This window comes from Bacteroides sp. AM37-9, from assembly GCF_003603455.1.
GTDB lineage: Bacteria > Bacteroidota > Bacteroidia > Bacteroidales > Bacteroidaceae > Bacteroides > Bacteroides xylanisolvens.
Genome location: NZ_QTNF01000018.1, coordinates 1 through 15,136, shown reverse-complemented (window position 1 = coordinate 15,136; position 15,136 = coordinate 1). Strand labels below are relative to the sequence as shown.

Annotated in this window: 7 protein-coding genes; all 7 read left to right on the top strand. The window is 39.3% G+C overall.

The window, feature by feature from the left end:
• The first annotated feature begins 5 nt into the window (after positions 1-5).
• The 7 genes from DW862_RS13870 to DW862_RS13840 all read left to right on the top strand — a co-directional run bounded on the left by DW862_RS13870 (position 6) and on the right by DW862_RS13840 (position 15,130).
• On the top strand, positions 6-1,886 hold the full coding sequence (locus DW862_RS13870) for a RagB/SusD family nutrient uptake outer membrane protein (RefSeq protein WP_004298172.1): 1,881 nt from the start codon (positions 6-8) through the stop codon (positions 1,884-1,886).
• 18 nt (positions 1,887-1,904) lie between these two features.
• A complete protein-coding gene (locus DW862_RS13865) occupies positions 1,905-4,976 on the top strand; it encodes a SusC/RagA family TonB-linked outer membrane protein (RefSeq protein ID WP_049701662.1) in 3,072 nt (1,023 codons plus the stop codon).
• Between the two features lie 19 nt (positions 4,977-4,995).
• Entirely contained in the window at positions 4,996-6,792 is a 1,797-nt protein-coding gene (locus tag DW862_RS13860; RefSeq protein WP_120068844.1) for a RagB/SusD family nutrient uptake outer membrane protein, read from the top strand.
• 14 nt (positions 6,793-6,806) lie between these two features.
• Complete coding sequence (locus tag DW862_RS13855; RefSeq protein WP_120068840.1) at positions 6,807-7,745, top strand: DUF1735 domain-containing protein; 939 nt, start codon at positions 6,807-6,809, stop codon at positions 7,743-7,745.
• Positions 7,746-7,915: 170 nt separating this feature from the next.
• Positions 7,916-10,723 (top strand): TonB-dependent receptor, encoded by a 2,808-nt coding sequence (locus DW862_RS13850; RefSeq protein WP_120068837.1) that lies wholly within the window; start codon positions 7,916-7,918, stop codon positions 10,721-10,723.
• A gap of 4 nt (positions 10,724-10,727) precedes the next feature.
• Positions 10,728-12,482 carry a RagB/SusD family nutrient uptake outer membrane protein gene (locus tag DW862_RS13845; protein WP_120068833.1) on the top strand — a complete coding sequence of 585 codons (1,755 nt, stop codon included), beginning with the start codon at positions 10,728-10,730 and terminating at the stop codon, positions 12,480-12,482.
• Positions 12,483-12,514: 32 nt separating this feature from the next.
• Complete coding sequence (locus DW862_RS13840; RefSeq protein ID WP_243636492.1) at positions 12,515-15,130, top strand: SusC/RagA family TonB-linked outer membrane protein; 2,616 nt, start codon at positions 12,515-12,517, stop codon at positions 15,128-15,130.
• The last annotated feature ends 6 nt before the right edge of the window (positions 15,131-15,136 follow it).

Here is a 15,136-nt window from a genome sequence, read left to right as displayed (position 1 = left end):
TAAAGATGAGAAAAGTATTATTATATATCTGTTCAGTTTTCATTCTTGGCGGGATGACAAGCTGTGAAGACTTCTTAGATAAAAGGGAAGATGTAGGATTGACAGAAGATGATATCTTTAGGGATTACTATTCCTTACGAGGTTTCTTAGACCAATCTTTCAACCAATTGGAAAATGTTATGGTGATGGATAATTGGGAAAATGGACGCGCATTTGTCGGTCTCTTTGCAGACGAAATGGCAACTACAGATAATTCATCTGCCGTTTTTACTTTACATTCCGGAAACTGGTTAAGTAATGCCAAATCAAATAAGACTTTCGAAATCGGTAATGCTGGAAGTACAGCTATATCTCGATCATATAAGGCGTTGCGTATCAATAACCGCATTATTAATGATATCGATAAGGCTCCTTTGACACCTGAACAAAAAAATGAGATTCTGGGACAAGCTTATTTCTATCGTTCTTGGTTCTACTTTCAGATAATCAAAAGATATGGGGGGATGCCTATTATTGACAAGGTCTTTGAAGGTGGAGATGATGATATTCCCCGTATGACCTACCATGAATCACACGACTGGATGATGGAAGATATACAAAAAGCAATCTACATGTTACCTGACAGTTGGGATGATCCAAACTATGGAAGACCCACAAAAATTGCAGCAATGGCACTTAAAGAATGGGCACAGTTGTTTGATGCAAGTCCATTGATGCAGAATGATTTAAATTCTACAGAAAACAAAGGCTATGACACGGAACGCGCAAAATCCGCAGCAAAATCAGCTTATGAAGTAATACGTTATATGGATGGAAGCAAGTCTGCCCCTTATCCCTATGGTTTGGCTAGTAAAGAAGAATATACGAATGTTTTCTATTTTAAATATCCACCTGTGCATCAACCGGAATACATTTGGGTCAAGCGACAATTTCCTAACGCTGCTAATCAAAACCAAAAACGCACTATCCGCACATTCTGGCAATATGAGGATCTTGCATTCGGTTCGGGACCAGATGGAAATTCCATGTGCTGCCCAAGTTTGAATATCGTCAACATGTTTGACAAGAAGGGAGCAGACGGTATTTATTACCCGATTGATGACCCACGAAGCGGCTATGCACTTGACTATGACCATAAACCATTTGAGGATCGTGATCCCCGTTTCTACAACAACATACTTTTACCTGGAACAACTTGGGGACATTACGCTGATGGACGTACCTATTACATTACAACCTACAAAGGAGGAGCAGCCTATCAGCACATGTTAACTCAAAAAGACTGCAACAAACGAATGTTCACAGGATTTATGTGTAAAAAGTTCATGTGGCCGGAATGCAATCAGTATCTTGAAAAGAACAATCCGAACTGTTGGTGGGACTATCGCTTCCTCACCATATATATCCGTGCTTCGCAAATTTATTTAGATTATGCAGAAGCGCTATTTGAGGGTTGTGGAAGTGCTACGGCAACTATTGAAGGATGTCCTATATCAGCTGCAGAAGCTATTAATATTCTTCGCAGACGAATTGGCTTAACAGATCTGCCATCAGATATTGTAGCCGATCCTGATAAATTCCGTGCAGCTTATCGCCGTGAGCGTGCCGTAGAATTAATGTTTGAAAATCATCGTTGGTGGGATATCCGCCGCTGGATGATCTTGGAAGAAACATTCAAGGATACTTATCCTATTAAAGGAGCATTATTCACACCACGAGAATCTAATCATGGAAGTATCACGGATAAGTCTACATTGACTTATGATTATGAACAAATCGATATAACTCCGGAAGTGCGTTCTTTTACAAAGAAGAATTACTGGTATCCTTTGCCTCAACATGACGTAGACGCATTGAATAATTTGCAACAAAACCCATATTGGTAATTAAAATGGCTTAATCAAATGAAAAGATATAATAAATTCATATTTATTCTGTTTGTCACTGCTATATTATCCGGCATAGCCACTTCGCTAGAAGCACAGGATAAACCTAAAAAGAAAAAAACAGCCCTTATTGAAGTGAAAGGGCTGGTGACAGACAACACAGGTAAACCGCTAAGCGGAGTAACAGTATTGAGCGGTGAAGGTTCTATTATAAACTATACAGATGCAAATGGAAAATTTGCACTCAAAACAAAAGCTGATGGAACCTTATTAATTGAAGCGTTCGGTTATAAAGATGTTGTAATAAACCTCGCAAAAGAACAACCCACTGTCATCAAATTACAAAATGAAGATCTATATGCTTCAGAAAGGGACATACACGAACGTGCAGACGGTGGAAAAACGTATCAGCGGGACCTGGTAGGTACAGTATCCAAGTTATCTATGGAAAATGTATTAAAATACCCTGATTTACAATTATCCAATGCCTTACAAGGACAGGCTGCCGGACTAATTGCTATTTCCGGTGATGGCGGCTTGGGCTATAACACATCAACATTATATGTACGTGGACAACACAATAATGGAACAAATACGGCCTTGGTTATTATTGACGGAATAGAACGCCCGATAGATGATATTTTACCGGAAGAAATAGAATCCATCGAAGTTTTAAAAGATGCTACAGCCAAAATCCTGTATGGAGCAGCTGCCACAAACGGAGTGGTCTTGGTACGTACTAAAAGAGGAGAAGCTCATAAACGAATTGTTCGTGTCGGGGTAGAATACGGTATACAGCCCTCTACACGTGTACCTAAGTATCTGGATTCCTACAACTATTCAAAATTGTTTAATGAAGCTCGTATAAACGATGGGATGAATCCTTATTATACTGACACGCAATTAGAAGGATACAGAAATAGTAGTGGAGTCAATGATGTATTGTATCCAAATGTTGATTATTACAATGAGTTCTTATTAAACCAAAATATCTACCGAAAAGGTACAATTGAGTTTAATGGAGGTAATGAAGGTGTGAAATACGCATTAGTTGGTGGATATACTGGTGGTTCCGGATTAGAAAAAGTTGGAGAACGTTCGGCTTTACACCGTATGAATGCACGTGGTAATCTGGATATTAAAATCACCGATTTTCTTACAGTAACAGCAGATGTTGCAGCTCGTGTGGAACTGAAAAACTGGGGAGCAAAAGATGGTGCAGGCATATTCAGTACATTATCTTCTAATCGTCCCAATGAGTACCCTTTCATTATTCCTAATGAAACATTATCGGGACAGTTTACCCCCAATGAAGATGGCACGCCATTCTTCGGAGCCAGCACACGGATAGTAGACAATTTATATGCAGATATGGTTTATGGAGGTGACACTTCCGAAAGGTATGTAAATAGCCAAACAAACCTTGGAGCAAATTTTGACTTCAATAAATACGTTAAGGGATTGACATTTAATGCTTATGTAACTTTTGACAATTATAGTTACTTACGTCAAGAATTAAGGAATACTTATCCAACTTATGCCATTGACACTTATAGTGATTTAGACGGTGAAACTATCACCCGATATACACAGATGAAAAAGCTGGATTTGCCCAAAACGCAAAAGATAGCCTCCAATAATACCTACCGCTATTTTGGTATGCGTGCAGATATAGGATATGAACGCACATTAGGAGTGCATGACTTTTCAGCAATTGGCGCATTCCGGTATACAAAGAATGAGATGACAGGAATGACACAAGATTTTAAAGATGCCAACATCTCTCTGCGTTTAAACTATAGTTATGACAAACGCTATCTAGCCGAGCTAACTCTGGCTGGTATGGGGTCCAACAAATTTGATAAAAACGATCGTTTTTTCTTTTCTCCGGCTGTAGGAGCTTCATGGATAATTTCTAACGAAAGTTTCATGAAAGAAGTAAAGGCTGTTAACTTTCTGAAGCTAAAAGCAAGTTTCGGTGTATTAGGCTATACAGGTAATACTGGATTCTTCTTGTATCAAACTGGTTGGAATAATAATGGCAACTATAATTTCTTCCAGGATCAAACAGATCATAAAGTTAGTTTAGCTCGCTGGGGAAATCCTGATTTAACATGGGAATACTCTCAAGAGTTTAATATTGGTATCGAAGGATTATTCTTTAATAATCGCCTAAGCACAGAACTCAATTATTTCCATGAATGTAGAAAAGATATCATCGGAGTGAATAACGCCCAATATGCCGCTACAGCAGGGAATTATACCATGTATGAAAATATCGGCCAAGTGACTAATCAAGGTATAGATATTGCAATCAACTGGAAAGGGAATATCGGACGGGACTTTTTATACACAGTCGGAGCCAATATGACTTATTCAAAAAATAAATTAGATAAATGGAATGAAATAGAAGGAGTGGAAAGCTATCGTAAAGCCATTGGACGGCCTACTAGTACTATTTTTGGCTTACAAGCACTAGGATTATTTGGAAAAGACATTCCATTAGAAGATCACTCATTACAATCATACGGTATATATCAAAACGGCGATATTGCATACGCTGACTTAAACAACAATGGGATTGTAGATGATAATGACCGTATGAGCCTAGGGCAAAGTTTTCCTGTAACCACTTGGGGAATCAATGTAGACCTCAAATACAAAGGGTTTGGACTTTATATGTTAGGAACTCTTCATACAGGTATTACTCAATTATGTACAAACGCTTATTATTGGAATAATGGTCTGAATGGATACTCTGAATTAGCATTAAATCGCTACCATGAGGTTAATAATCCTTCAGGTACAATGCCCCGATTAACAACAACGACAGAAAGCAATAACTTTCGTGATTCCAGTTTCTGGACAGAGAATGGCTCATTTTTCCGTTTGAAAAATATAGAACTTAGTTATACATTTGAAAATAAGGCAGGTAGATTCTTTGCAAACAAATGTAAACTATTCGTACGTGGTACAAATTTGCTTACCTTCTCTAAAATAAAGGATCTGGACCCGGAAAGATTAAATGCCGGAATCACAAATTATCCGGCCTATATGACTGTAACCGGCGGTTTATCCGTCTCTTTCTAAACTTAAAAAATATGCAAATATGAAAATAAGCAAATTAATACTGTTAGCCTGTGTTTGGGGAAGTATTGTTTCTTGTGAAGATCTGCTTGACCCTAAATTGACAAATGAATGGTCCAGTGAGACCGTATGGACTAATCCCGATATGGCACAAGCCGTTTTGACGCAAGTATATGCAGATTTAATGGTTGTTCCGGATCATTATGATGATAATTTCTTAGATGCTGCAACAGACAATGCACTAACCCGAAATTATGGTTCGAGTGTATACCGGGCTAGCATGGGAGCATTCAGCCGATCAACAAATCCACTTGGAAATTGGGACAATATGTATGATAAGATACAAAGCATCAATCTATTCATGGAAAAAGGAGTTACAGATGATGTAATATACAATCGTGTAAGTAAAGAAACTGATCAGGCAATAAAGACTCGTTTACTTGGCGAAGCCTATTTTTTAAGAGCATGGTGCAGCTTCAAATTGTTACAAACTTATGGAGGACGAACAGACGAAGGAGAAGCATTGGGATATACGATCACCAACCATTTCATTGGTGATAAGGAATCTGCGAAGCCGAGCCTGTTTAAACGTGACTCGTATAAAGATTGCGTCAGCCAGATTGTTTCCGACTGTGAAGAAGCTGCAAGACGTTTGCCTGTAACTTACACAGGAGATGATGTAGTTGTCGGAAAATCTAAAATTGGTAGAGCTTGCGGATTAGCGGCAAATGCTCTTAAAGCAAGAACTTTGCTCTATGCAGCAAGTCCGGCTTATCAAGACAAGGATGTAATTCAAATAAATGGCATGGGTAATTTTACTGTATTAAATGAAGCTACTTATCAAGCTGGTTGGGAGCGTGCTGCCCTTTTTGCCAATGAAGTGCTCAAAGACGCAGGGATAAACTATACCTTTACAGCGATGGCTGCTAAAGATTTGGCTGACGCTGGCAGTGATACCCCGGCCGATTTTATTTTCCGCACCTACATGGGACTTGTACATGGTATGGAAAGCCGACACTATCCTCCTTTTTATTTGGGAAATGCACAAACAATTCCTTCCCATAATTTAGCTGCCGCCTTTCCTGCCAAAAATGGTTATCCAATAACAGATTCACGTTCATTATATGATGAGCAAGATCCGTATTTGATAGCTAGAGATAACCGATTCAATATGAATCTATATTATCAAGGAAAAAAATTTGGAGCTTATAACTCAAACATTGATGTATCTGAAGGTGGAAAAGATTCAGAGAGTTTTCACATTTATGCCAGTCGTTCGGGATATTATTTATCTAAGTTCTTGTCTACTACACAAAAAAATATGCTGGATCCGATTCAAACATTGAATTCTCGGCACTTTAACCCATTATTACGTAAAACAGAAATTTGGCTGAATTATGCAGAAGCCGCCAATGAAGCATGGGGACCTGAAGGTAAAGGTGACGACTGTAAATATAGTGCTTATGATGTCTTAAAAATCATACGTGAAAAATCAGGTGGTATCACAGATGCTACCTATTTGTCAGAAGTAGCTTCTGAAGGAAAAGCAGCATTCCGGAAATTAATCCAAAATGAACGTCGTATAGAATTTGCTTTCGAAGATCACCGTTTTTGGGATTTACGCCGCTGTTTACTTCCCCTAGATACCACTATTGAAGGAATACAAGTGACAAGAACAGATAACGGTCTTTCTTATGAAATAAAAGAAATAGAACAACGTCCGTTGGATGCACTTCGCTATTACTATTTGCCGTTACCTAACGACGAATTATTAAAGAATCCAAACCTCAAAAATAATATGGGGTGGAATAATAACTAATATTAAATACGATTATGAAAATTGCAAAAATAATATTGCTCGCTTTGACGACTTGTTTAACGTCTTGCTATGAAGATTATACGCATGATTATGAAACAACAAATGTTGGTTTTGCTTTACAAAACCCATTGCGTACAGTAATATCAGACCGTGATATGCCTATATATGTAGGAGTATCATTAGGAGGTAAACGAGAAGTTGACATGAATGATTGGGCTAAATTCACCTTGGATGCTTCTTTATTAGAGGGTACTCCTCTTACACTTCTCCCCGAAGAATATTACATATTGGAAGATCCGGAGATATTTAAAGTACGGAAATCTAATTTACCTGTAGCAGATGTTGAAATCAAGTTTACAGATGCTTTTTATAGAGATCCACTAAGTCTGACTACACATTATGCCCTCCCTTTCAAAGTCACAGAAAGTTCCATGAACACTATTCGCGAGGGAGCGGATTATTCTATTGTAGCAATAAAGTATGTCAGTTCCTTTTCCGGAGTTTACTACCTTCAAGGTGAAGTAAGCGAAGTAGATGATAATGGGAATATAATAGAAGGTACCACTGTGGTGTATAAAGAAAAAGACTTGATAAATAATAATACATTGGAACTAAGTACTCTCGCGAAAAATAAATTGTTAAGACCCGGAGTAGCAAACTTAGCAAAAAGCAACATCAATCGTTTCCAGTTGACAATCGACAACAACGGCGAATCTGGTTCAGACTACAATGTTCAAATAGAAGGTATAGAAGGAGGAGTTACAATCATTGAAGGAAATGGCAGCTACATTGCCCAAAGTCCGACTTACACCTTCAACAGTGGAGACAAACCTTGTCCGGAAATCAACCTGAATTACACCTATGAACTGGCAGGCAAACGCTATAAAGTGAAAGAACAATTAGTGTTACGTCGCGATCCTGTGAATGATTTACGAGTAGAATCATGGAAGTAATCTAAAAACTTGAGACATGGGGAACTATATTGGTTTCTCATGTCTCAAAATGATAACAATAAAATGGCTTCTCATACCCCCATCAGCGATCGTCACCACACTGAAGGTGATAAATGAGGTGGCCTCATCATCAATCAATCTACTATGGTGTTAACTCAAAATTTATACGTATGAAGTTTTTAAGAAAAATTTTGTTGGTTGGACTACTCCCTGGTTTTCTTATAAGCCAGGCACAAAATGTCCAAAACAAAGAAGATGTACCCTTGGATTTAGGATATCGTGTACTCCCTACGGGAGATTATAACGGTTCAGCCTACACCATCTCGGGTAAACAGTTACGCAATCTACCTGTTACAAATCTTTCGGCAGTATTAGCCGGACTGGTACCTGGTTATTTTGCCCGACAAGTGCAAGGTGGTGGATTAGTGAATGAACAGAATTCATTCTGGATAAGAGGACAAAGAAGTAATTCGCCCGATGTATTAGTACTGGTTGATGGACAGGAACGGGATTTTGCTGTTTTGTCATCACACGAAGTAGAATCAATTACCGTATTGAAAGATGCTGCAGCAACAGCCTTATATGGAATGCGTGCAGGCAGTGGAGCTATTCTGGTTACAACTCGTAAGGGAGCAAAGGGAAAACCGCAGGTTGAATTGACAGCTCAAATTATAGCTCAACAACCACTTAAAGAATTAAAGTCATTAAACGCAGCCGATTATGCAAGACAGCACAACATAGCCCGTCATAATGACAATATGGATCCCCTGTATTCGAACTATGATATAATGAATTATGCTAAGAATGATCCTAATTCCATTTTATATCCCAATGTAGATTGGGCTAATAAATATTTGAAGGATATCCGATGGAGTCAACGCTATAATCTTAATATTCAAGGAGGAACAGAAAAAAGTACATATTTCGTGAATGCAATGTATACTCGTAACAATGGCTACTTCAATACAGATGATTCACATGATTATAATACCAATCACTCTGCTGAACGGTTTAATATCCGTTCCAATATCGATTTTGCCGTAACTCGCACTACCCAACTGGATGTAAATCTGTATGGCTGGTATCAAAGTCAGAATGGCCCTGGCAGCGGAGCCGAAAATATCTATAAAAATCTAGCCACATTACCGCAAGGAATCTTCCCAGAATGGTACAATGACCAAGGATATACAGATCAATACGGCAATGTTATCAATGCAGAAGATGGGAAAATTGTAGCAGGAAATGCATTCCGTGAAAATCCATGGGCAATGCTAAATCGCTCCGGTTACTTCCAGGACAAACAATTGTATGGTTCTTTCCGCACAAAACTCTCACAGGATCTTTCCTTCATAACAGAGGGATTAAAAGCTTCTGTTGCTCTATCCATGGATTCACGTACAATTTCTTCTATCAGACGTACAATAACTTTCGCATATTACGAAAAGGATGCGACGAATGAGAATGTTCTCCGCCGGACCCGCGAAGATGACTCGATGATAAACAAGGTAGATAATACCAGTTCTTTCCGCCGGACCGGTATCGTGGCTCAATTAGATTATAACCGTACCTTTGGAAAACATGGAGTTTCGGCTTTAGCTTTCTATGAACAATATGAAAGCAATGATGAAATGGTATTGCCAACCCGATTCCAAAGCGTAAATGGTTGGTTCGGCTATAATTATGATAAAAGATATGGCATCGATGTTATCGGAGCTTATCAGGGATCTCACAAATTTGGTCCGGGACACAAATTCGGTTTCTTCCCTACAATATCTGCCGGATGGACTGTTTCTAACGAATCTTTCTGGAAAGATGCAAAAAAAATAGTGCCCTACCTGAAGCTAAAAGCATCTTATGGACAAGTCGGCAACTCATCCGGCGTAGATGCCTTTTATTACAGGGGACGTATGTGGCCGCAAAACGAAGTCTATATCACAGGGGTAAACATGGGAACAAAGCTTGGAGGATACATTCAGGATATACTTCCAAATCCCGGATTGACTTGGGAGAAAGCTAGAATTCTGAATATCGGAATAGATACCCGACTATTTTCAGACCGGTTATCTGTTACAGCAGAATTTTTTAAAGACAACCGTCATGATATGTATGTAGTAAATAACAAAATCAGTTCTCTTGTCGGCAATGTAAAGGAATTTAAACAGAATATAGGCAAAATCAATAGCCATGGAGTAGACTTATCTGCCATGTGGAATTCAAATATTGCAGACTGGAGCTATTTCATAGGTGGTACATTCTCTTATTCTACGAATGAACTGATTGCAAATGGCGAAGTAGATCAGCCATACGAATGGTTGAAGAATCAGGGACGGCCTTTAGGAGAAAATCGAGGATACATTGCAAAAGGCTTTTTCAATTCTTGGGAAGAAATAGCAGCCTCTCCTGTACAAACATTCTCTGATGTCCAACCAGGTGATGTACGTTATGAAGATATAAACAAAGACGGACAGATTGATGTAAACGATATGGTACCTATCGGTTACGGAGACATTCCCAGAATCATGTATGGTATTAACTTAGGAGTCGGCTACAAAGGATTTTCGATCACCGCATTATTTCAGGGAGCCGCAAAAGTCTCTCATCAATATTCGGACATTGTGATGAATCCTTTCACAGATAACGGAACCATATTTGAGCATCAACTTGATTACTGGACACCCGAACACCAGAATGCAACATTCCCACGTTTAACAACACTGGACAATGCCAGTCTTAATAACAGGCAGATAAGTACATTAAATGTAAAGGATGCTGATTTCTTAAGATTAAAAACACTGGAAGTTGCCTATGACTTTCCTACAAAAATGATACAGAAAATCCATCTTAAGGGATTGAGACTTTTCCTTAGCGGAACGAATCTGATTACCTGGACAAAATATAAATGGGTTGATCCTGAAGCTCCTTCACTGGCAGCTCCTTTGACGAGAAACATGAGTATAGGTTGTTCCTTAAAATTCTGATAGCATGAAAAAATCGATAATTTATTTGGCAATAAGCGCAACACTAACATTTTCCGGTTGTGATTATCTGGATGACATGCCCTATGACTGGGCACAACCTGATGATATTTTTACGAATGAACAGAACTATCTGAAACCGATTAATCAGGTGTATGCATATATTCCCGAAGGCTTCAACCACGTAGGAAATGCCTTTTTAGATGCAGCCACCAATGATGGAATAAGTACAATCATAGATTCGGATATTCATAAGTTGTCTCGTGGGTATGTCACTTCTTCAAATCCGATTGAAGAATGTTGGAATAAGTCATACAAGGGAATTCAACAGGCCATTTTTGCCCGCAAATATTTGCGTGAGGCTGACTTGGTGTTACAAAATAAGACAGAAGAAGACATTCAGGCATTTAAAGATACCTATTGTGCGGAAACTGAATGTTTACAAGCCTTATTTGAGTTTAACCTGTTAAGACACTACGGAGGCTTTCCTATTGTCGATCGTATTTACGAAGTCGACGATCCTGAACTGCAGACAAAGGCAAGAGACTCTTTCAAAGACTGCGTCAATCACATCGTACAGTTATGTGAGAGTGCTGCCGCTGTATTAAAAGTTGATCCGGAAGGTGGGAATGGTTCTTATGGCCGTATGACTAAAGGAATGGCACTTGCTATTAAAGCCAAGACATTACTCTATGCCGCAAGCCCACTCTACAACAGAACAGATAATAACGATCCACTACTAGGCTATACTGACGGCTCGAATGTGACGGAACGTTGGAAACTTGCAGCCAAAGCTTGTGCAGATGTAATCAATCTAAATGCAGACGGAACAATATCTCCGAATGGAAGTAAAAAATATAGTCTGATAGCTCTTACTGCTGCTAAAACGTACGACAAGATCTTTATCAATGCCAATCCTAATCCGGAATATATCCTATTCTATACGGCTGCTAAGGACAATGCTCTGGAAAACAGACATTATCCCCCTACAATCTCAAAAGATCAGGGAGGAGGTACAGTACCTTCACAGCAATTGATCGATGCATTTACCATGAAAGATGGAAGCGATTATACCCATTCTTCTGACGGTGCAAGCATGTATACTAACAGAGACCCGCGTTTGGCAGCAATTATCGGATATGACGGTTCGGTTTATGGAAAGAATACCATTTATACGCGAATTAGTGATAACACAACCATAGACGGACTCAACCAAGTGAAGAACCGTTCAACCAATACGGGATATTATTTAGCTAAATTCCTGGACAAAACACTGAACTTCGGACAGGCCAATGTGGGTACCGTTTTCCACTTATTCCCGATGATTCGCTTATCTGACATCCTACTTTCCTACGCAGAAGCCATGCATCACGCTTATGGCATGAGTGTGGATCCAGAAGGCTATGGTTTGACAGCAATAGAAGCCGTACAAAAAATACGTACCAGAGCCGGATTCGAAACAAATGATAAATTTCTTAATGGGGTGACAGATAACAACTTTATGGAAAAAGTGAAGCAAGAACGCCGTATCGAACTCTGTTTTGAAGAACATCGTTACTTCGATTTGCGACGTTGGATGGATGGCAATCAACTTAGAGAACCTATTATCGGAATGAAAGTAGAAGAAAATGCTTCCGGGCTTCATTATACACGCATTACAGTAGATGAAGTACGCAATTTTAAAGATTACATGTATTATCATCCTATTCCTCTGAAAGTAATCAAGGAAAGCCCTTCCATCCAACAGAATCCAGGTTGGTAACGGGCATCAAAACTATTTAATAGATAGAAAACATGAAAAAGATAATAATATTATTCATATGCTTAACCAGCTCCATCTGGCATGTCTGTGCACAAACCAAAGTTAGCGGAATTGTTAAAGATGCCCAAGGAATGGAGATGATTGGCGCTACTGTCCTTCAGAAAGGGACTAATAATGGAATAGTGACTGGTTTGGATGGCAAATTTACTCTTACATTGTCCAACGAAGCAGAGCAAACACTTCTTATCTCAATGATCGGCTTTATAGAACAATCTATTGCCATAAAAAAGAATCATCCTTTTATCAATGTCACCTTGGAAGAAGACATTGCACAATTAGATGAAGTTGTTGTGGTGGGATATGGAACACAGAAAAAAGTATCTCTGACCGGTTCAATTTCTAATGTCGGAACTGAAGACTTGAAAAGCATGCCTGTATCAAGTGTCACAAACGCTTTAGGTGGCCGCATCCCGGGACTAGTAACCCGACAAGAGAGCGGACGTCCCGGCGGTGATCAGGCTACGATGTTTGTTCGTGGTCGTGCTTCATTGAACGACTCTAGCCCCTTAGTACTGATTGACGGGGTAGAACGACCTATGGCGCAAATCGACCCTGATGATATTGAAACTATCTCCGTGTTAAAGGATGCTTCTGCAACAGCCGTATACGGTGTACGAGGAGCCAATGGTGTGATATTGGTAACTACCCGGAGAGGTCGTGAAGGAGAAACTCAAATTTCTTTCTCATCTGAATTTGGTGTTACTTCCTTCAATCGTATATCTCAAACCCTAAGTGCAGAATCCGTTTCAAGATTCATGCGTGAAGGTGCTATCAATGATGGCTTTGACCCTTCCGATACCGGTAATACTCGCGGCCTTTTCCTGTCAGAATATGACAACTATCTATATCGTACCCAGAAAAGTCCGTTTACACACCCGGACAATGACTTTGTAGATATGTTTACGAAAAATGGTCTCCAACAGAAATACAATGTAAACCTATCCGGCGGAAATAAAACAGTACGTTACTTCGTCTCTGTGGGATACTTCACTCAAACCGGTATGTTTGAGACAGACGTAGACAAAATTAAAGAACATGAGACAATACAAGCTCTTTTAGCAGCCTCACCCGATGTAGCAAAAGGCTTATACAAAGAAGGTTATAATTCGGAATATAAGTACAGTAGGCTCACCACTCGTTCGAATATCGATATCAATCTAACTGAAGATTTCAAGGTATCCGTGAATCTTGCTTATCGTTTCGGAAGTCAGAACCGCCCCTATGGCTATGATGCTGACGGACAGGAAGCACTGCGCCTGTTCGGCATGTTCTATCGCAATTCTCCTCAAGCATTCCCAATCTTAAACGCGAATGGAACTTATGCCGCCGCCGATGGTATATGGAGACAGAATCCACTCGTGACATTATGCTATTCAGGTTTTTTTCTTGATTTCAATAATAAACTTGAGACAGATTTTGCATTCAAGTATAACCTAAGAAAACTGTTAAAAGGATTAAGTATAGACGGAAAATTCTCTTACGATGCAGGCTGGAGCAATAACCGAAGCATACAACAGCGTCCCAATATCTATCAATATAATCCTGTAAACGGGACTTATAAACAAGGACTTGAAATGGTGTTGCCAACAAAAGCCACCAATAAAACGGCAGCTACACATCGGAAGTATGCTGAAGCGGCAGTTCGTTATAAGCAATCCTTCTCCGGACATAATATATCTGGATTGGTACTTTATAATATGAGTTATACTTCCACTCCCGGTGGACGCTATTCTTATGTACCTCATATCTATCAGGCTTTAGTAGGACGTGTTAACTATGATTATGAGAATCGCTATCTATTCGAAGTTAACGCAGGCTATAACGGCTCAAACCGTTTCGCGGAAGGACACCGTTATCAGCTCTTTCCTGCAGCATCAGTGGGATGGGTACTGACTAACGAACCTTTCTTTAAAGAAAACCCTATCTTAAGTTTTACTAAACTACGCTTCTCTTATGGTGAAGTTGGTAATGACAAGCTGGGAGGTTTCTCTTACTATTATCGTTCAGGATACGATGAAGGACTAGGCTACACTTTTGGAGAGACACATAATCCTGCGATTAAAGGTCTGATTCAAGGAAAAAGTGCCAATGAAAATATCACATGGGAAGTTGCACGGAAATATAACTTAGGACTTGAGACCAAATGGTTGAAAGATAAAATATCTGCCAGTATCGACTTTTTTAAAGAACGTCGTAGTAATATCCTATGTGAACCGGAAAGATATTCTCAAGCAGCCGGTTCAAACGGATTAGCACCCATCAACTATGGTGTCGTAACAAATCAGGGATATGATTTGGAAATAGGCTATCAAGATCAAAAAGGAGATTTCGGATATTCCATAAAAGGGATTTATGGATATGCACACAATGAAATTGTAGAGAAAAGTGAATCTGTAAAGCCCTATACCTATATGTCACAAACGGGAAATCCCATCGGGCAGTTTATCGGCTATATTTCCGACGGTTTCTTTAGCTCTTATGAAGATGTAGCAAGTTCTCCCGTTCAATTCGGACAAGTAAGCCGACCTGGAGATATTAAATCCTTAATTCCGCAACACTATTATAAAATATTTTTTTTAAGTACCTGAGCAACA